18 protein-coding genes are annotated in these 19,537 nt (G+C 62.3%); 6 read left to right on the top strand and 12 right to left on the bottom strand.

Annotation, left to right across the window (positions count from 1 at the left end; all coding sequences use genetic code 11):
* Positions 1 to 15 precede the first annotated feature (15 nt).
* From pheT to EOE18_RS11185, 6 genes are all read right to left on the bottom strand, one after another.
* Entirely contained in the window at positions 16 to 2,403 is a 2,388-nt protein-coding gene (gene pheT, locus EOE18_RS11210; protein ID WP_127709480.1) for a phenylalanine--tRNA ligase subunit beta, read from the bottom strand.
* A gap of 14 nt (positions 2,404 to 2,417) precedes the next feature.
* The gene (gene pheS, locus EOE18_RS11205) at positions 2,418 to 3,530 is read right to left on the bottom strand and encodes a phenylalanine--tRNA ligase subunit alpha (protein ID WP_127709478.1); all 1,113 of its coding nucleotides are present in this window, start codon (positions 3,528 to 3,530) and stop codon (positions 2,418 to 2,420) included.
* A 279-nt stretch (positions 3,531 to 3,809) separates the two neighbouring features.
* Positions 3,810 to 4,172 carry a 50S ribosomal protein L20 gene (gene rplT / locus EOE18_RS11200; protein ID WP_127709476.1) on the bottom strand — a complete coding sequence of 121 codons (363 nt, stop codon included), beginning with the start codon at positions 4,170 to 4,172 and terminating at the stop codon, positions 3,810 to 3,812.
* Between the two features lie 13 nt (positions 4,173 to 4,185).
* Positions 4,186 to 4,389, bottom strand: a complete 204-nt coding sequence (rpmI, locus tag EOE18_RS11195) for a 50S ribosomal protein L35 (protein ID WP_127709474.1) — start codon at positions 4,387 to 4,389, stop codon at positions 4,186 to 4,188.
* Positions 4,390 to 4,540: 151 nt separating this feature from the next.
* Positions 4,541 to 4,960 carry a gamma-glutamylcyclotransferase family protein gene (locus tag EOE18_RS11190; RefSeq protein WP_127709472.1) on the bottom strand — a complete coding sequence of 140 codons (420 nt, stop codon included), beginning with the start codon at positions 4,958 to 4,960 and terminating at the stop codon, positions 4,541 to 4,543.
* Positions 4,961 to 4,966: 6 nt separating this feature from the next.
* A complete protein-coding gene (locus EOE18_RS11185) occupies positions 4,967 to 5,752 on the bottom strand; it encodes an inositol monophosphatase family protein (protein ID WP_127709596.1) in 786 nt (261 codons plus the stop codon).
* Positions 5,753 to 6,107: 355 nt separating this feature from the next.
* Between EOE18_RS11185 and EOE18_RS11180 the strand changes: the two genes are divergently transcribed.
* Both EOE18_RS11180 and EOE18_RS11175 read left to right on the top strand, forming a co-directional pair.
* Positions 6,108 to 6,977 carry a helix-turn-helix domain-containing protein gene (locus tag EOE18_RS11180; RefSeq protein ID WP_246027401.1) on the top strand — a complete coding sequence of 290 codons (870 nt, stop codon included), beginning with the start codon at positions 6,108 to 6,110 and terminating at the stop codon, positions 6,975 to 6,977.
* Between the two features lie 33 nt (positions 6,978 to 7,010).
* Entirely contained in the window at positions 7,011 to 7,955 is a 945-nt protein-coding gene (locus EOE18_RS11175; RefSeq protein ID WP_127709468.1) for a helix-turn-helix domain-containing protein, read from the top strand.
* A gap of 39 nt (positions 7,956 to 7,994) precedes the next feature.
* Here the strand turns inward: EOE18_RS11175 and EOE18_RS11170 are convergent, their stop codons facing one another.
* From EOE18_RS11170 to EOE18_RS11155, 4 genes are all read right to left on the bottom strand, one after another.
* The gene (locus EOE18_RS11170) at positions 7,995 to 8,930 is read right to left on the bottom strand and encodes a ribose-phosphate pyrophosphokinase (protein WP_127709466.1); all 936 of its coding nucleotides are present in this window, start codon (positions 8,928 to 8,930) and stop codon (positions 7,995 to 7,997) included.
* Positions 8,931 to 9,122: 192 nt separating this feature from the next.
* Positions 9,123 to 10,103, bottom strand: coding sequence for a class II fructose-bisphosphatase (gene glpX / locus EOE18_RS11165; RefSeq protein WP_127709464.1), 981 nt, complete (start codon positions 10,101 to 10,103; stop codon positions 9,123 to 9,125).
* Between the two features lie 229 nt (positions 10,104 to 10,332).
* The gene (locus tag EOE18_RS11160; protein ID WP_127709462.1) at positions 10,333 to 11,688 is read right to left on the bottom strand and encodes a homoserine dehydrogenase; all 1,356 of its coding nucleotides are present in this window, start codon (positions 11,686 to 11,688) and stop codon (positions 10,333 to 10,335) included.
* A gap of 101 nt (positions 11,689 to 11,789) precedes the next feature.
* Entirely contained in the window at positions 11,790 to 12,575 is a 786-nt protein-coding gene (locus EOE18_RS11155) for a hypothetical protein (protein WP_127709460.1), read from the bottom strand.
* Between the two features lie 413 nt (positions 12,576 to 12,988).
* On the opposite strand from EOE18_RS11155, the gene EOE18_RS11150 reads away from it, so the two are divergent.
* The 4 genes from EOE18_RS11150 (at position 12,989) to EOE18_RS11135 (ending at position 15,669) form a co-directional block, all read left to right on the top strand.
* Positions 12,989 to 13,648, top strand: coding sequence for an energy transducer TonB (locus tag EOE18_RS11150; protein WP_127709458.1), 660 nt, complete (start codon positions 12,989 to 12,991; stop codon positions 13,646 to 13,648).
* Positions 13,649 to 13,749: 101 nt separating this feature from the next.
* Complete coding sequence (locus EOE18_RS11145; RefSeq protein ID WP_127709456.1) at positions 13,750 to 14,499, top strand: MotA/TolQ/ExbB proton channel family protein; 750 nt, start codon at positions 13,750 to 13,752, stop codon at positions 14,497 to 14,499.
* 147 nt (positions 14,500 to 14,646) lie between these two features.
* Complete coding sequence (locus tag EOE18_RS11140; protein WP_181953046.1) at positions 14,647 to 15,183, top strand: ExbD/TolR family protein; 537 nt, start codon at positions 14,647 to 14,649, stop codon at positions 15,181 to 15,183.
* Positions 15,184 to 15,216: 33 nt separating this feature from the next.
* Positions 15,217 to 15,669: an ExbD/TolR family protein gene (locus EOE18_RS11135; RefSeq protein ID WP_127709454.1), complete on the top strand. Its 453-nt coding sequence runs from the start codon at positions 15,217 to 15,219 to the stop codon at positions 15,667 to 15,669.
* A 65-nt stretch (positions 15,670 to 15,734) separates the two neighbouring features.
* Here the strand turns inward: EOE18_RS11135 and EOE18_RS11130 are convergent, their stop codons facing one another.
* Together EOE18_RS11130 and pgmG are read right to left on the bottom strand one after the other, a co-directional pair.
* Positions 15,735 to 18,140, bottom strand: a complete 2,406-nt coding sequence (locus EOE18_RS11130) for a ligase-associated DNA damage response DEXH box helicase (RefSeq protein WP_127709592.1) — start codon at positions 18,138 to 18,140, stop codon at positions 15,735 to 15,737.
* Positions 18,140 to 19,537, bottom strand: a complete 1,398-nt coding sequence (gene pgmG, locus EOE18_RS11125) for a phosphoglucomutase/phosphomannomutase PgmG (protein ID WP_127709452.1) — start codon at positions 19,535 to 19,537, stop codon at positions 18,140 to 18,142. Before pgmG ends, EOE18_RS11130 begins: the two co-directional genes overlap by 1 nt.

The following is a 19,537-nucleotide window of genomic DNA, read 5'->3' as shown; positions in this document are numbered from 1 at the left end:
CGCCCCTATTCCTGATTATCCGCGCAGAACCGCGCCCAGCTTACCCGCTGCCGCCGTCACCTTGTCGGTGATAGCCTTGAGGTCAGCCTCATTATAGCTCTTGTCCTGCGGTTGCAGTGTCACTTCAATGGCGATGGACTTGTGCCCTTCGGCCACGCCTGCCCCGCGGAAATCGTCAAACACGCGCGCGGCCACGATATTGGCCTTGTCGCTGCCCTTGATCGCGCGCAACAGATCGCCAGCGGGCGTTTCCAGCTTGGCAAGGAAAGCAAAGTCGCGCTTTACCGCCTGAAGGGCGGGCGGCGCATAATTGACACGGGCAAAGCCGGCTGCCCCCTTCTTGGCCGGAATGGCATCAAGGAAGATTTCCGCCACCGCCACCGGACCATCCAGATCAAACGCCTTGGCCGTCGCCGGATGCAGCATACCAAAACGCGCCAGCACATTCTTGGGCCCAAGGCGCAAAGTGGCCGACTGGCCGGGGTGGAACTGCGCGCCCGCCTCACCCATGATCTGCAGATTGTCCACCGGAGCGCCCGCCTCGGCCAGCAGCGCCAGCGCCTCAGCCTTGGCATCAAAGGCATCAAAGGCCTGCGCCTTACCCGTCGCCCAGCCACGCGGGGTCCGCTCGCCCGCCAGCACCACCGACAGGGTCAGGCGTTCCGCCCCCTTGCCCTGCGCATCGCGCAAATAGCGGCGGCCGATCTCGAACAGGCGCAGCGAGCTGCCCCCGCGCGCCAGATTGCGCGCCACCGCGCCCAGCAAGCCGGGGATCAGGCTGGGGCGCATGACTTTCAGATCTTCGCTGATCGGATTGGCCAGACGCCACAGCGGGCCTTCAGCAAAATGCTCCGCCTGAGCCTCGGGCAAGAAGGACCATGTGATCGCCTCGTTCAGCCCGCGCGCCGCAGCAGCGCGGCGCAAACGGCGCTCCAGTTTCTGCACCGGCGTGGCGGTGGGCTTGGCCACACCATCCTCACGCGGCAAAGGCACGCTGGTGATACCGTCCAGCCCATGGATACGCACCACTTCCTCGACAATATCGGCCGCGCCATCCACATCGGGGCGCCAGCCCGGCACGGTGACCGACCAATCCGCCCCTACCGCAAAGCCCAGCGCGCCAAGGATACGCTTCTGCTCATCGCCCGCAATCTCCACCCCGCCCAGCTTGGCCACCAAAGCAGGATCAAAGGCGACCACCTTAGGCGTGGCAGGCGCAGCGCCAGCGCGGACCACTTCGGATGCCTCGCCGCCGCAGATTTCCAGCACCATGGCCGACAGCAGGTCCAGCCCCGCATCAAGGAAAGCAGGGTCCACCCCGCGTTCAAACCGCGCCCGCGCGTCCGAGGTCAGGTTCAGCGCGCGCCCCGTGGCGGCAATCCCCTCCGGCGTGAAATAGGCGATTTCGAGCAGGACATCGGTCGTTTCATCGGCGCAGCCCGAATGTTCGCCACCCATAATGCCCGCAATATCATGCACGCCAGCCTCATCGGCAATCACGGTCATGCTTTCGCTCAGCGCATAGGTCTTGCCATTGAGCGCCAGACAGGTCTCGCCCTCACGCGCCTTACGCGCCACCACCGCGCCGCTCAGCTTGGCCAGATCATAGGCATGGGCTGGGCGGCCATAGGTCAGCATGATGTAATTGGTGATATCCACCAAGGCCGAGATCGGACGCTGGCCCGCAGCCTTCAGCGCAGCCTGTAGCCATTCGGGGCTGGGGCCATTCTTCACGCCACGGATAACGCGGCCATAGAAAGCGGGGCAGCCATCGCTATCCTCGGTGCGGATCTCGACGGGGCAGGCATAGCTGCCCGCGATGTTGGGGGTCGCAATCGGCTTCAGCGTGCCAAGCCCAGCAGCCGCCAGATCGCGCGCAATGCCATAAACGCCCATGCAATCGGGGCGGTTGGGCGTCACCGAAATGTCAAACACCGGATCGGCGCCGTGATAGTCCGCAAAGGCGGTGCCCACCGGAGCGTCTTCGGGCAGCTCGATAATGCCGTCATGGCCCTCGCCCAGCTCCAGCTCGCGCATGGAACACATCATGCCGTTGGATTCGACCGAGCGCACAGCGGCCACCTTGAGCACCATGCCATTGGCCGGCACCACGGCGCCCGGCAGACCCAGCACGCCCACCAGACCGGCCCGCGCATTGGGAGCGCCGCAAACCACCTGCAAGGGAGCGCCCTCCCCCGTGTCGACCGAGAGCACTTGCAGCTTGTCGGCATTGGGGTGGCGGTCGGCGGTCAGGATCTTGGCCACGCGGAAGCCTTTGAGCTTTTCCGCAGGGTCCTCAATGCCTTCCACTTCAAGGCCAATGGCGTTCAACTTGGCCGCGATCTGTTCGACGCTGGCCTCGGTTTCCAGATGGGCCTTCAGCCACGAGAGAGAGAATTTCATGCGCCTATAACCCCTTATGCCTGAACGCCAACGCCGCCGGACAAAGTCGGCACATCAAGGCCGGAGAAGCCGTAATGGCCCAACCAGCGCGCATCGCCATCGAAGAAGGCCCGCAAATCGTTCATCCCATACTTGAGCATGGCGAGGCGATCGACGCCCACGCCAAAAGCAAAACCCTGCCATTCCGCCGGATCATAGCCACCGGCGCGCAGCACATGGGCATTGACCATGCCGCTGCCCAGCAATTCCATCCAGCTATGGCCCGCATCATCGCCCGATCCGCCCACCACGCGGCGGCCATCGACATAGGAATAGCCGGTGTCGACCTCAACGCTGGGTTCGGTGAAGGGGAAATAGCTGGGGCGCAGGCGCAAAACGATATCGTCCCGCTCAAAGAAAGCCTTGAGCATGGTTTCCAGCGTCCATTTGAGATGCGCCAGCGTGATATCCTTGCCGATCACCAGACCTTCGACCTGATGGAACATCGGCGTATGGGTAGCGTCGGAATCGCTGCGATAGACGCGGCCCGGCGCGATGATGCGCAGGGGCTTGTTGCCGCCCGCCGCCAGCATCGCGCGGATCTGCACAGGGCTGGTATGGGTGCGCAACACCATGTCCTGCTCGGTCTCGTATCCGCTGGCCGCCTTGTCGATATAGAATGTGTCATGCATCGCGCGCGCCGGATGGCTTTCGGGCATATTGAGCGCAGTGAAATTGTGCCAGTCGTCCTCGATTTCAGGACCGGTGGCCACGGCAAAGCCCAGATCGGCGAAAATCTCGGCCAGTTCGTCCATCACCTGAGACACAGGATGCACGCTGCCACGCGGAGCCTCGGGCGCGGGCAAAGTCAGGTCCACTGTCTCGGCGGCCAGCTTGGCTTCCAAAGCAGCACTTTCCAGCGCGGCCTTCTTGTCGGCCAGCGCGTTGGTCACGCCTTCACGCAAAGCATGGATCTTGGGGCCGGTGGTCTGGCGTTCTTCAGGGCTCATCCCGCCCAAAGTCTTGAGCAGCGCCGAAATCGAACCGCTCTTGCCCAGCAGGCCCACCCGCAAGGCTTCAAGCGCTTCCAGATTTTGCGCTTCGCTGATCTGCTGGAGCGCCTGCGCGCCAAGGCTTTCGTAATCCACGTAAGGTTTTTCCGTTTCGCGTGAAGTTTGCACAAAATTTGTGGCAATTTATCGCCGCCCCTTTAAGGCCCGCGCCCCAAGGTTTCAAGCCAGTCAGAGGTTGTATGGGAATTAGGGCACCAGCCCGCTCCCCCTGCCCTACCACCCATATAGTGTACCCTATTGGGTGGTAGGGCAGGGGGAGCGGGCTGGTGCCGCCTCTCAAACGGCGCAAAAAGAAAAGGGCGCGAGAGCCAAAGCCCCCGCGCCCTTGTCCAAGATCGTTCTGCTTGCGCGCGATTAGGCGGCGGGCAGAGCAGCCTTTGCCTGAGCGATGATCGCGTCGAACACGCCACCTTCGTTCATGGCCAGATCAGCCAGAACCTTGCGGTCCAGTTCGATGCCGGCCAGCTTGGTGCCGTGGATGAACTGCGAATAGCTCAGACCAGCTTCACGCACAGCGGCGTTGATACGCTGGATCCACAGGGCGCGGAAAGTGCGCTTCTTGACCTTGCGGTCGCGGTAAGCGTACTGGCCAGCCTTTTCGACGGCCTGACGCGCAACGCGGATCGTATTCTTGCGACGGCCGCGGTAACCCTTGGCCTGTTCCAGAATATTCTTGTGCTTGGCGCGGGTGGTAACACCCCTTTTGACACGTGCCATACTTCAGTACTCCTCAGTTCAGCCCGTAGGGCGCCCACTTCTTGATCACCTTCGCATCAGCGTCGGAAATCACGTCGGTGCCGCGGTTCTGGCGGATGTACTTGGCGTTGTGGCTCATCAAACGGTGACGCTTACCAGCGACGCCATGCTTCACCTTGCCGGTGGCGGTGAGCTTGAAGCGCTTCTTCACGCCGCTCTTGGTCTTGAGCTTGGGCATTTTCGTCTCCTTGCATCTATCGGTCCGTCCCGCGCGCCGTGGCAGCCCTAGATGGCCAGGCAGGCAGGCGAATCATCCATGACGGATGGTCGACCGGACCGGTTGAAGCACGGGCCGTTATAGGAGCGGGCCGCATTTGGCAAGGAAAGCTTTAGGCCGGATCGCGATAAACCGCCCGCCCGCTGGCCCGAACATAGGCGAGGAAATCCCCCTCAGGCAAAGGCAGCGCGTCATCGGGCAAGGGCCGCGCCCAGACATAGGCCCATGCCCGCACCATCGCGCCATCAGCATGAACCATTACGGCCATGCGGCGGTAATCGGCACCTTCATAGCTATCCAGCGCCATCAGATCTTGCGCCGAGAAGGCCGGTGTCCGCGCCATCAAACACCCATGCACCACGCCATCGCCTGCAACCATCGCCGGATAGCAACCAGCGGGATCATCCAGCGCAAAAAGCAAGCCCTGCGCCCGGCCCGCCCCCATCGGACGCAGGCGGGACAGGGACAGTTCCACCGCCGGATTGCCCCCACCCGCGATCAATGTGCCATAGAAAAAGAACGCCTCAGGCAAAGCAGATCAATGGTGATGACAGACCAAAGCCTCGACCGCCTCTTCCTGCCGCGCCGGATCGCCAAAGGCCAGCACATGGCCTTCCGAACCAGCATGCAGCGGATCGCCGTTCCAATCGCACATCACGCCGCCCGCGCCTTCCACCACCGGCACCAGCGCAGCCCAGTCATGCAGCTTCAGGCCGGATTCGCAGATGATATCCAGATGACCGCTGGCCAGCATGGCATAATTATAGCAGTCGCCCCCCATCACCATCCGGCGGTAATCGGTCTTGGCGGCCAGCGCCATGAAATGCTCGCCTTCATGGTCGGTGAAATAATGCGGGCCGGTGGTGGCAATCGTGGCGTCCGACAATTGGCGACAGGGGCGCGTGCGGGCCGGTTGGCCATTGAACAAAGTGGGACGGCCCGAAGCGCCGATCCAGCGCTCGCCAGCGATGGGCTGGTCAATCACGCCCAGCACCGGCCAGCCATCCACCAGCAGCGCGATCAATGTGCCAAAAATGGCCCGCCCCGCCAGAAAGCCCGCCGTGCCGTCGATCGGGTCCAGCACCCAGGTGCGGTTGCCCTTGCCCGCCTTGGTGCCGAATTCCTCACCGATGATCGTGTCATCGGGCCGCTCGACATCCAGAATGGCGCGGATCGCTTCCTCGGCCGCGCGGTCCGCCAGGGTGACCGGACTGGCATCTTCCTTGCGCTCGCTGGCCACGCCGGAACGGAAATAGGGGCGGATAGCCGCACCTGCCGCATCGGCTAGGCGGTGGGCAAGGGCGATGTCATCGTCAAGGTTCAACTTCATGGCGCCGCTTCTGCCCCTTGGGGCAGGGCAAGGTCAAGCATGCATACAAATCCTCAGGCGGGTCAATCATAAGCCCAGGCCCGACCAAAGGGGACTATTGGGCTAACCCGCAGTCTCTCCACATCTATGAGAATCCCTAGATTGACAACAACCAGAGTTAAGCCAAAAACACGTCAAGCTCTGTTGAAATCGTTAGCATGACGATTTTGTATGAGTTTTAGCCAAATATTGGCATCAAAATTGACCAAAAGAATAAATCGGGGCCGCAAACTCTATGCTCAAATCCATCCGCCCGACGGTGGACAATCAAGTCAGACCGTGGGCGGGCCGTTCGCGCGGGGGGCAACCGATGTCCTTCAACCGTGCGCCCAGCAAAGACCTCGAACCATGGCTGGGGCGCGTCTATGCCACGCCGGTCGATTTGCCCGATGATTATGAACTGGTCTCCGGCCTGCTCAATGATTGCTCGATGGTGCGGATTCAACTCAGCGGCAAATGGCAGGCCCATACCGCCGATGGCGTCAATGACTATGGCCCGGCGGCGTTGATTTTCGGGCCGCACAGCAAATTCATGCGCATCAAGGTAACCGGTAGCTTTGTCTCGATCGGCCTTGCCCTGCGGCCCGGTGCGGGCCATGCCATCTTTGGCGTGGCGGCCTCCGAAGTGGTGGACCGCATCGTACCCTTCGAACGGGTCGGGCTCGACAGCCAGATCGCGCTCAACAATCTCAACCGCTATTCCGATGCCACCAGTTGGGTAAACACGATCGAGGCCCGTTTCCGCCAGATCGTCGAGGCCAAGGGCCGCCCCCTGCCCGATCCGGTCACCACGGCTTTTGAAAATCTGGCCTATGAAAACCCCGCGGCCAATATCGGCGACTTTGCCGAGGAACTTTGCATCAGCATGCGGCAGTTACAACGCATCATCAATCGCGACTTCGGCATGGCCCCCAAACAGGTGCTGCGCCGCGCCCGTGCGCTGGATATGGCCAGCCATTTGCACGGCGTGGCGGACGAGAAAGAGGCCGATGACCTGATCCTGCGCTATTTCGATCAGGCGCAGATGACGCGGGAATTCACCGAATTCTTTGGCATGACCCCGCGCCAGTTCATGAAAACGCCCAACCCGCTGATGACCCTGACGCTGGAGGCGCGTCAGGCCAAGAGGCTGGAAATGCTCAAGCGCCTGCCTCCGGGAGCCACCCGCCCCTGGCAATAGACTTATAAAACCGCCTTCGGATCGCCATAGAAAATGCTCAAATCCATCCACCCCACGGTGGACGAACATGTCAAACCTTGGGCAGGCCGTTCGCGCGGGGGGCAACCCATGTCCTTCAACCGCGCGCCCAGCGAGGATCTGGCACCTTGGCTCAGCCGCATTTCGGCCACGCCTGTCGATCTGCCCGAGGGCTATCAGCTTCATTCGGGCCTGTTCAACGATTGCCCGATGGTGCGGATCCAACTGACCGGCGATTATCTGATGCATGCCATTGATGGCGTGCAACATCATCACGCCTCGGCGCTGATCTTTGGCCCGCATAGCCGGTTTATGCCCATCTCGGTCACGGGCAGTTTCAATTCGGTCGGCATGGCTTTACGCCCCGGCGCGGCCCATGCGCTGTTCGGGATCGACACCGCGCATCTGGTCGACCGGATTGTTCCGTTTGAGGCGATAGGGTTGAACAGCGCCGAGATGCTGGACAGGCTGGGCCGGTTTCAGGATCCGGCCGGATGGGTGGAATTTCTGGAACGCAGCTTTCGCCGACTGGTGGAGGGCAAAGGCAGGCCCCTGCCCGATCCGGTGACCACCGCGTTTGAAACCCTGTGCTATGCCGATCCAACCGCGCAACTGGCGCCCTTTGCCCAACAGATCGGCATGAGCATGCGGCAATTGCAGCGCATCATCCATCGCGATTTCGGCATGCCGCCCAAACAGGTGCTGCGCCGCGCGCGGGCCATGGACATGGCCAGCCATTTGCGGGGCGTGGCCGACGAGCAAGAGGCCGAAGAGCTGGTGCTGCGCTATTACGATCAGGCGCAGATGACCCGCGAGTTCACCGAGCTCTTCGGCATGACCCCGCGGCAATTTGTGAAAACGCCCAATGCGCTGCTGACGCTGACATTGGAGGCGCGTCAGGCGCACCGCTTGCTGGTGCTCAACCGCCTGACGCCAGGGGCAGCGCGCCCCTGGCAATGAAGCGGCGCCGCCCCGTTACAGGGCAGCGCCGTGATCCCATCAGTCAAACAGGCTCGACACCGAGCTTTCATCCGCAATGCGGCGCATCGCTTCGCCGATCAGCGGGGCAATGGTCAGGATGCGGATCTTGTCCGAGGCCTGCGTGGCTTCGGTGGGCAGGATCGTGTCGGTGATCACCAGTTCCTTCAGCGCCGAATTGTTGACGCGCGACACCGCCGCGCCCGACAACACGCCATGGCTGATATAGGCGGTCACGCTTTCCGCACCGGCATCCAGCAGCGCCTGCGCGGCATTGCAAAGCGTACCGCCCGAATCGATGATATCGTCGATCAGGATGCAGGTGCGGCCCTTCACGTCACCGATGATGTTCATCACTTCGGACTGGCCAGGCTTGTCGCGGCGCTTGTCGACGATGGACAGCGGAGCATTGTTCAAACGCTTGGCCAGCGCGCGGGCGCGCACCACGCCGCCCACGTCGGGCGAGACCACCATCAGACCGGCATCGCCATTGCGCGCCAGAATATCGGCGGCCATCACCGGCGCTGCAAACAGATTGTCGGTGGGAATGTCAAAGAAGCCCTGAATCTGGCCAGCGTGCAGGTCCACCGCCAAAACGCGGTCGGCGCCCGCCGTGGTCATCAGATTAGCGACCAGCTTGGCCGAGATCGGCGTGCGGGGTCCGGGCTTGCGGTCCTGACGGGCATAGCCGAAATAGGGCACCACAGCGGTGATACGCGCCGCCGAGGCACGACGCAGCGCATCGATGCAGATCAGCAGTTCCATCAGGTTGTCATTGGTGGGGAAGCTGGTGGACTGCACCACGAACACGTCTTCGCCGCGCACATTCTCATGGATCTCGACAAAGACTTCCTCGTCGGCAAAGCGGCGCACGCTTGCCTCGGTCAGCGGCAGCTCCAGATAGCCTGCGATGGCGCGTGCCAAGGGCAGGTTGCTGTTCCCGGCCATGATCTTCATGTCGTTGCTTTCTCCATTGCTGGGCCGCAGCATCCGCCGCCCATGCCTGATTCCTTAAACGGCGCTGCGAATCCCCCGCCGTTCCTCACGCGGCTGCCTCTAGCCAGAAGTCGCGCGATTGCAACAAAGGGATGCATAGGAATGGGCAAACTGGCCACCAGAGGGACAGTTTTGCCACGCTTCAAGCCCAGTTCAGACGATGATGCGGCGGTCGCCCTTGACCCAGCGGATGGTGCCGGTGCTGGCGCGCATCACCACGCTTTCGGTGGTCATCCGGCCATTCTTCAACCGCTTGACCCCTTTGAGCAGCGATCCATCGGTGACGCCGGTCGCGGCAAAGATGCAGTCACCCTTGGCCAGATCGGTCAGATCATAGATTTTGTTCAAATCGGTGATGCCCCATTGGCGGGCGCGCAACCGCTCATCCTCATTGCGGAACACCAGACGTCCCTTCATCTGCCCCCCAACACAGCGCAGAGCCGCCGCCGCCAGCACGCCTTCGGGCGCGCCGCCCTGCCCCATATAGAGGTCGATGTTGGTATCCTCGTTACTAGTGGCGATAACGCCAGCCACATCGCCATCGCCGATCAGATAGACCCCGCAGCCGATACCGCGCAATTCGGCAATCAATTCGCCATGGCGCGGGCGGTCCAGAACGCAGACCACAATATCCTCGGGCGCCCCCCCCTTGGCCGCGGCCACCGCCTGCACATTCTCGGTCGCGCTTTTGTTGAGATCGATAATGCCTTCGGGATAGCCCGGCCCCACCGCAAGCTTGTCCATATAAACGTCCGGCGCATTCAGCAGCCCGCCCTCTTCGGCAATGGCCAGCACCGCCAGCGCATTGGGACCGGCCTTGGCAGTGATCGTGGTGCCTTCCAGCGGATCGAGCGCGATATCGATGCGCGGGCCTTTGTCGATCGCGCGGCCCACCTTCTCGCCAATATAGAGCATGGGCGCCTCGTCGCGTTCGCCCTCGCCGATCACCACCGTGCCGTCGATGTCCAATTCGTTGAGCTTGGCCCGCATGGCTTCTACAGCCGCCGCATCCGCCGCCTTTTCATCACCCCGCCCGATCATCCGCGCCGCGCCAATCGCCGCCGCCTCGGTCACGCGCACCATTTCCAAAACAAGCACGCGGTCAAGAATTTGGCTGGCAGGCGTCTGGGTCATGGATGGGCCTTTCCTGTGAAACTGCTCTTCGCTTGGCATCAGCATATGTCAGGCTTAGCCTATCACCCGTCTGAATACCTATGCAAGAAACAGCCCATAAGCGTAGCGCCAGCCCCTGTCGAGTGCCGCACCCAATCCGGAGCCTGAAAGCAAAGAAGCGCCGGAGGCCCAACCCCCCGACGCTTCTCTTACGACACTTTCAGGGCATCACGCCCTTTCAGGCCAAAGCTTAATTGCCCAGAATCTGCATCACCAACGGCTGCGCCACCAGACTGGGCGAACCATCCAGCAAGCGCAGCGCTTCGGTCACGGCGGCCTCGGCCACTTCATGGGTGACAATCGCCACCAGCACCGCACCGCCCTGCGTGGCCTGACCCTTCTGGATCAGGCTCTCGATGGAAACGCCCGCATCGCGCATAGCGGCGGTGATTTCAGCCAACACGCCCGGACGGTCCGCCACAAGGAAGCGGATATAGCTGCGGCCGATGCGATGGCCCGAGGGCGCGGGTGCCATCGCTTCCAACCCGTCGACGGGGATGGAGAAGGCCATGTCGGCTTCAAAGCCGGTGTCCATGCCGCGCGCGATGTCGATAATATCGGCCACCACCGCGCTGGCGGTCGGGCCATCACCGGCACCGGCGCCCTGAAACAGCAGGCGGCCCGAGAAATTGCCTTCCACCACGACAGCATTGGTCGGGCCGTCGACATGGGCCAACAGATTGTCCACCGGCACCAGATGCGGCGCGACGCGCTGGAACAGGCCGGGCGTGCCATCGGGACCAGCATCAGCCTCGGCGGTGCCGATCAGGCGGATGCAATAGCCCAAGGCGTCGGCCTGCGCGATATCGGCGGCCAGAATGCGGCTGATGCCCTGCGTATCGACGCTGGCAAAATCGATCTTCGCGCCAAAGGCAATGGCTGACAGGATCGACAGCTTATGCGCTGCATCAATCCCTTCGATGTCAAAGGTGGGATCGGCCTCGGCATAGCCCTTGGCCTGCGCCTCGGCCAACACCTCGGCGAAATCGCGGCCCGTGTCTTCCATGGTCGACAGGATATAGTTGCAAGTGCCGTTGAGGATGCCGAAAATCCGCTCCACGCGATTGGCCGCCGCGCCTTCGCGCAGGCCCTTGATCACGGGAATGCCACCGGCCACGGCGGCTTCGAAACGGATGGCCACGCCCTTCTGCTCGGCCGCCTGTGCCAAAGCCATGCCGTGATGGGCGATCATCGCCTTGTTGGCGGTGATCAGCGCCTTGCCCTGCGCAATGGCGTTACGCGCCAGCACCAGAGCCGGTCCATCGGAACCACCCACCAGTTCCACCACCACATCCACGTCGGGACGGGCGGCCAGCGCGGTCATGTCATCTTCCCACGCGTAGCTGGCCAGATCGATGCCACGATCGCGCCCACGGCTGCGGGCCGAAACGGCGGTAATCATAATCGGACGTCCGGCGCGGCGGGCAATCAAGCCTGCGTTGGCCTCAATCAGCTTGATAACGCCCACGCCCACCGTGCCCAGCCCGGCAAGGGCAATTCGCAAGGGTTGCTTCGCGGGGGATGCTGCTTGTGTCGTCTCGACCATGTTACTTCCTTTCACGCCACGCCCCCCTAAGGCGCAATGAAGCGCGCCGCAATGGGGCGTGGACGAGAAGTTGATTTTACGTCGGCTTATTTGCACCCAACCTATTTACGCTGACGCCCGCAGGGGCCCAAAGCGGCGCGCACCGCCAGATAGTCCTGCGCGGCCTGCGCCTTGGCCTCGGGCGTTTCGCCCAGATTGACCGCGCTGGGCAGGCTGGTAGGCAGGAAGCACGCCAGTCGATACCAACCCAAAGTGTTGACCGCAGGCGGCGTGACCGAAGGATCAACCACTTCGGCAAAGCTGGCGGTCCAGCGCAAAGGCTCGCCCGCGCGATGCTGCACCACGATCGCGGCAGGCTTGTTATTGGCGGTGGTCAGGAACATCTGCGTCTCGCCTTCCCCCGCCAAATCACCAGGCTGGTAAAAAGCCATGGAGATTCCGGTTACACGTGGCGGCGCTTCGGGGGCGGTTAATTCACCAAGGATGAAGCGCAGATTGGCCTCCAGCGGGGCGCTCCATGCCAGTTGCGCATCCGGCGCGACCAATTGCAGATCTCCGGGCGTGCCACCGGCCTCGCGTGCGAAAATTACCGCCTGCGTTTTGGTCAGCTTGGGCAGCTTGCCCTGTTCATTGACCGGCAGATCGACCAGATAGCGCACCAGCGGATAATAGAGTGTTTCGCCACGCAAGGCATTGATTGGACGCGCTTCTACATAGGCGCGCAGCCGCCCTTTGGCCACGCCAGCCTGCTGATTCGGCAAGAGCGGAATGACCGATTTGATTTCGACCTGTTCGACCATTGCCGCCGAATCGGAGAGATCGGCCAGATCGGAATAAGATTGTACGACATTTGACGTAAGGGCTTGCGCCGTACCTTTCTGGGGCACTAATGACAGCGTAAGACACGCGGCAGAACCAAGGAGTAACCCACGCGCGAATCGAGGCAACATTTCGGAAAACTCCGGTATATGAGGAGGTTGGCGCATATGGCCCGCAGGTATAGCGGCATAATATGCACCTTGCTAAGCCTAATACCTATGAATTTTCCGTGAACTGCAACGTTTTGCCGATAAGCCGTTGCACGTGGGTAACAAGGTGGTTAAGCTTCGGGCAAAACCGGGCCTCCCTATGGGAAGGACCCTAAAAAGGTCGCGGAAGTCTCCATTATGGAGGCCCCACGACAATCCGGTTTGTCCGGCAGGGTGGAATTGAGCTTTCCCGTGCATGGCTGGCCTTTGGCCATGCGATGCGCGGTTGGCCCGGGATTTTCCCGGGCATTTGTATGGAGTGATGCGTCTGAATGGCCTACGCTGATCAACAGATGAGCGGTAATCGTATTACCGCTATCGTCATCGTTGCCTTGATTCACGCGGGAGTTGGTTACGCTCTGGTCACCGGGCTTGCTTATGAGGCGGCCACGAAGATCATGAAGAAGGTGACCACTGTCGACATCAAGGACGAAGTGAAACCGCCGCCGCCGCCGCCGCCGCCGCCGAAGGACGATGTGCCTCCGCCGCCGGTTGTGGCTCCCCCGCCGCCGGTTAACGTCGCGCCCGTAACGGCGCCGACGATCGAAACCGTTGCGGTTGCTCCGCCGGTGGCTCCGCCTGCCCCTGTGCTGGCCCCGCCTGCTGCACCCGCACCGCCGGCCCCGCGCTTCCAGCCCGTTGGCGCTGCCCCCAAGGGCAACCCTGCCAACTGGGTAACGCCGGAAGACTATCCTTCGCGCCCCCTGCGTGAAGGCGTGCAGGGCACCACCGGCTTCAAGCTGACGGTTGGTCCTGATGGCCGCGTAACCGGTTGCGAAATCACCCTGTCTTCGGGCAACTCGGAACTCGACGCCGCGACTTGCAAATATGCAAGCAGCCGCGCCCGTTTCGCGCCTGCCAAGGACGGTGAAGGCCAGCCCACCACCGGCGTCTATTCCAACCGCGTGAAGTGGGTCATCCCCAAGGATTGATCCGCCGACCATTTGATTTTTGGCGGGCTTGCGGCGCTGTGCCCATCCTGCTGCCATTTACATCTATTCTCTGTTCGAGAGCCCTTTGAGAGGACCATCGCATGCTTATTGATATTCTCGCCGCCGCCGCCAACGCGGCTCCGCAGAACAAGTTCGGCTTCAAGGAAGCCCTTGAACAGGGCGGTATCATCGCACAGTCGACCGTGACGATCATGGCGATCTTCTCGTTCGGTTCGTTCTTTGTGCTGTTCACCCGCTGGTCGGACCAGGCCAAGATCTTCAAGCAGTACAAGAACCTGGGCGCCTTCTGGAAGGCCGGTTCGCTGAAGGAAGGCGCTGCCAAGCTCGACAAGCAGAGCCCGTTCCGCGACATCGTGGAAGCCGGTATCCTGGCTGAAGAAAACCACGGCAAGATGGCTGACTCGCTCGAAGCCCATGACTGGGTGCATGGTTCGCTGGCTCGCACCGAAGCCTCGATCGGCGCTTTCCTGGCTCGCGGCCTGCCCTTCCTCGCCACCGTGGGTTCGACCGCGCCTTTCGTGGGTCTGTTCGGTACCGTGGTCGGCATCTACCGCGCTCTGATCGCCATCGGTCTGGCCGGTTCGGCTTCGATCGACAAGGTTGCCGGTCCCGTGGGTGAAGCTCTGATCATGACCGCCATCGGTCTGCTCGTTGCTGTGCCTGCCGTGCTTGCCTACAACTTCCTGCAGTCGCGCAACAAGCGCATCAACGAACTGCTGAACGGCTTCTCGTCGGACGTGCTGGCCTACATCAACTCGAAGGGCGCCATCAAGCCGGCTCTGCCTGCTGCCCCGGTGAAGGCTGCTCCGGCTCCTGCCGCCAAGAAGTAAGACATGAGGAGAACGGTCGGGGACAAGGCCATTCTTGGCCCCGACCTTCAAGGGAAGCCCTGCGCGGCATGCGGTAGGGCTTCCCTCCTCCCCTCCCCCCAATCCCTCCTCTTTATCGAGAGGGCATTGCAAGAGTAGGATCATAACATGGCAATGGCTGTTGGCGGTGCGGGCGGCGAAGAGAAGCCGATGTCCGACATCAACACCACCCCGCTGGTGGACGTGATGCTGGTGCTGCTGATCATCTTCCTGATCGCAGTTCCCGTCGCTATCCAGACGATCCAGAAGCTGAAGATCCCTGTGATGGTTTCACAGGAATCGAAGGACAAGGTCGAAAACCTGCTGATCACGGTCAGCACCACCGACGCTGCTGGTCGCAGCGCGGGCGACCCGGGCTTCGAGGGTGCACAGCGTGGCGGTGAATGCCGCGTGTATTTTAACAACGTCACTCCCGTCGATTCGACCGAGCTGTTCGACAAGGCTTTCAAGCGTCTTGACGAAATCGTGAAGCGCGAAGGCGGTGCCGAAGCTCTGCGCGAGAACCCCGATAAGGTTCCCCAGGTTCACATCCGTGCCGACGTGGAAGCCCCCTGGCGCTGCGTCGCTGGTGCGATCTTCAACGTGCAGCGCGCCGGTTACCCCACTGTGGGCTTCATCTCGACCCCGGTCGATCCGAACGGCTGATCCAGCCACTCTAGAATAACGGAGTAAAATCCTATGGCTATGTCGGCAGGAAAAGACGACGGCGAGCCGATGGGGGAGATGAACACCACTCCTCTTATCGACGTTATGCTCGTTCTGCTGATCATGTTCATCATCACCATTCCGGTGGCGACCCATGCGGTGAACATCGATCTGCCTACCCCGAACCCGAATGCTGTTAAGCCCCCGATCGACCCTGTGAAGAACAAGGTTGTGGTCTCGCCGCAAAACCAGATCCTCTGGAACGGCACCCCGATCGAGCTGGCGATTCTGATGTCGAACCTGAAGGGTACGACCCAGATGCAGCCGGAACCCGAACTGCAGTTCGAACCCGATGCCCAGGCCGGTTACGACCTGACCGTAAAGGTTCTGAACGTGATCAAGGCTTCGGAAGTGACGAAGTTCGGCTTCGTCGGCAACGAACGCTATGCTGCTTTTGCTAAGGCTCCCAACGCCAAGTCCGAGTAATCAGACTGATTAGCACAGCATGAAAGGGGCGGAGCAATCCGCCCCTTTTTGTTTGCCCACGAGATTTAAGTCCCACCCATGGCGACAGCGGCCCAATCCTCGGCCTCGACCAATAGGGCGTCATCGGCAGCCCCCGCAGGCAGGCTCTCACGCCCGATCATGGTCAGCGTAGGCACGGCCAAAGGGCTGACCCGCGACAGGCGCAAATGCCGCACCGCGCGCCCTGCCCGCTCCAGAACCTGCGCGACCCGGTCAACATCAGTCATCTTCTGCCGCGCATCGGCCCATGCAGCCTGCATCAACAGATGCTCCGGCTCGTAGCGGCGCAGCACATCGTAGATCAGATCGCTGGAGAAGGTCACCTGCCGGTTGGTCTTGCGCTTGCCCGGCATCTGCCTTTCGATCAGGCCCGAGATCACCGAAGCCTCTCGGAAGGCTCGGCGCAACAGGTAGGAGTTCTCGACCCAGGCGACAAATTCATCAACCAGAATATCGGGCGAGAGCAAGTCTTGCGGCGACTCGACCGGATTGAGGCCCCAGACCGCCAAAGCATAATCATTGGCGACAAAACCCAAGGGCGCCAGCCCCTGCACCTCCATCCGCCGCGTCAACAACATACCCAGTGACTGATTCGCGGGCCAGCCTTCAAACGTATAGAACACCGCGTAATGCCGGTCCTTGTGGGGAAAGCTTTCGACCAGCAGTTCATCGGGCGCGGGCACGGTGGAGACCTTGGCCTGCATCGCCAACCATTCGCGCACATCCTGCGGAAAATCCCGCCACCCCGCCTGATCGGCCAGAATCGCCCGCACCCGATCGGCCAGATGGGATGAGATCGGAATTCGCGCCCCATTATAACTGGGGATCGCCGCCGATCTTTTGGCTGCTTTCACCAGCAAGGTGCCCTCGCGAAAGCCTTCGACCGCCAGATCAAGGCCAGCAAAACGGAACGTATCCCCCGGCGTTAATTGCGCGGCAAATTCCTCCTCCACCCGCCCCAGCGAGCGGCCATTGCGGAAACCGACCTCCACCATATCGGCATCAACAATGATGCCCGCATTCAAACGATGGCTACGCGCCAGATCGGGATGGGTCAGCCGCCATAGGCCGTCACGCCCATGCGTTATCCGACGAAACCGGTCATAGGCGCGCAGGGCATAGCCACCGGTCGAGACAAAGCCCAACACTTGGCTCCAAGCCTCGGCGGAGAGATCGGCATAGGGCGCGGCAAGGCGAACCTCCTCCAGCAAGGCCCCGCCATCAAACGGCCCCGCGCAGGCCAGCCCCAGCACATGTTGCGCCAACACATCAAAACTGCCCGCACGCAAGCCTTCGCCATCGCGCGTACCTGCCTCGACCGCGGCCACCGCCGCCAGTGCCTCCAGATATTCAAACCGGTTGCCCGGCACCAAAACCGCCTTGGACGGGCAATCGAGCCGGTGATTGGCCCGCCCGATGCGCTGCAACAGGCGCGAGGAACCCTTGGGGGCGCCCATCTGCACCACCAGATCAATGTCGCCCCAATCCACCCCCAGATCGAGGCTGGCGGTGCAGACCAAGGCGCGCAGCCGCCCCTCGGCCATCGCGCCTTCCACCTTGTGCCGGGCCTCGGTCGACAGGCTGCCGTGGTGGATGCCGATGGGCAGGTTCTCCTCATTGCCCTCCCACAACAGGCCAAAGGTATATTCGGCCAGAAAGCGGGTGTTGGTGAAAATCAACGTGGTGCGATGGCTGCGGATCAGGTCCAGAATCTGCGGGATGGCCCAGCTGGCCGCATGGCCGCTCCACGGGATCCGCTCCCCCTGCGGCAACAGGATGGACACTTGCGCGGGCGCGCCCGCCTCCCCCTCCACCAAAGCGGCCTGCTGACCCACAGGCGCCAACCAACGGCGGAAACCTTCCACATCGCTCAAAGTCGCTGACAGGCCGATCCGGCGCATCTCCGGCGCCAGCCTTTGCAACCGCGCCAGAGACAGGGCCAACAGATCACCCCGCTTGCTGGCGGCCAGCGCATGGATCTCGTCCACCACCACAGTGCGCAGGGTGGCGAACATCTCCGCGCTTTCCGGATAGGACAGCAGCAGGGACAGGGATTCGGGCGTAGTCAACAAAACATGAGGCGGGTTGCTGCGCTGTTTGGCCTTGCGCTCGCTGGAGGTGTCGCCGGTGCGCGCCTCGATCCGCAGGTCCAGCCCCATTTCCGCAACCGGCGTCATCAACCCGCGCTGCACATCATGGGCCAGCGCTTTCAGGGGCGAGACATAGAGCGTGTGCAGTCCGTCGGACAAAGACCCCTGCGCCGCATCGACCAGAGTGGGCAGGAAACCCGCCAAAGTCTTGCCCGCGCCCGTATCAGCCGTCAGCAAAACATGCTCGCCGCCCATTACCAAGGCGGCAACCTGCGCCTGATGCCGCCGCAACTGCCAGCCCCGCCCCGCCAGCCATTGCGCGATGACAGGGGGCAGCTCGATCAACTCCGCAACACCCCGCTCAACGCCAATTGCGCGTCCAGTTCCGCCACCAAAGCGGCCAGTCCTTCCGGCGTTGCGCTTTCCGCCCGCGCGGTGAGCATTTCCTGCGTGTTCGACGCGCGCAGCAGCCACCAGCCCCCGTCACGCATCACCCGCAAGCCATCGACCGTGTTGACCCGCGCGCCCTCCGCCGCCAGCCTTGCCGCCACCTCTGCCACCACAGCCAGCTTGCGCGCCCCCTCCACAGCAAAGCGCAATTCAGGCGTCGACAGGCTGCGCGGCAGCGTATCGAACCAATCCGCCACGCTGCCGCCGCGCCGCGCCAGCGCCGCCATAAAGCGCAAAGCCGCATAAAGCGCATCGTCAAAACCATAGAAACGGTCGGCATAGAAAATATGGCCGGTGGTCTCCCCCGCCAGCAGCGCACCATCTTGTTTCATGGTGGATTTAATCAAACTGTGTCCGGCGGCCCCCATCGCCACCCTGCCGCCCGCCGCCTCGATCGCGTCAAACGCGGCTTGCGAGCTTTTGACATCGCCCAGAATCAAGGCTCCTGGCCGGTCGATCAACAGATCCTGCGCCAGCATGGCCAGCAATTGATCGCCCATGATCGCACGGCCCTGCCCGTCAACCACCACGATCCGGTCGCCATCGCCATCAAAGGCGACTCCGAAATCGAGGCGCTTGGCCGCGACCAGCGCGGTCAAGTCTGTCAGGTTTTCAGGGAGCGAAGGATCAGGATGATGATGCGGAAAATGGCCGTCGACAGTGGTATAGATCAAATGATGCTCGCCGGGCAGGTGAGCCGCCAAGGCCTCCAGCACGGGACCTGCCGCACCATTGCCCGCGTCCCACCCGATGCGCATGGCCGCCAGTCGCTCACGCTCAACCTCGCCCAAACCGGCGAAAGCCTCCAGCAACCGATCAGCATAGGCATCGCCGATGTCGATCGCGTGATCCGTGGCGCAGGCCTCGATCAAACCTTCGCCAACAACCGCCGCCAAGGCGCCCAGACGCGCAATCTGCGCGCCATAGAGCGCAGCGCCCCCCATCACTATCTTGAAGCCATTATCATCGCGGGGGTTATGGCTGCCGGTTACCTGAATGCCGCCATCGGCCTGTGGCATTGAGGCTTCGGCGAAATAAAGCATCGGCGTAGGGCCCAACCCGATCCGCAACACCTCCACCCCGCCATGCCGCAGCCCCTGCACCAGCGCCGCCTCCAGCGCAGGCGAGCTAAGCCGCCCGTCACGCCCCACCGCCATACAGCGCCCGCCATTTTCGCGCAGCATCAAGGCAGCGGCGCGGCCAATCGCATAGGCATCGCGGTCAAACAAAGTCTGGCCATAGGTGCCGCGAATGTCATAGGCGCGAAACAGGACCGGATCGGGCGCCAT

The organism is Novosphingobium umbonatum (genome assembly GCF_004005905.1).
GTDB classification, from domain to species: Bacteria; Pseudomonadota; Alphaproteobacteria; order Sphingomonadales; family Sphingomonadaceae; genus Novosphingobium; species Novosphingobium umbonatum.
This window is presented reverse-complemented; position numbering and strand designations above follow the sequence as displayed.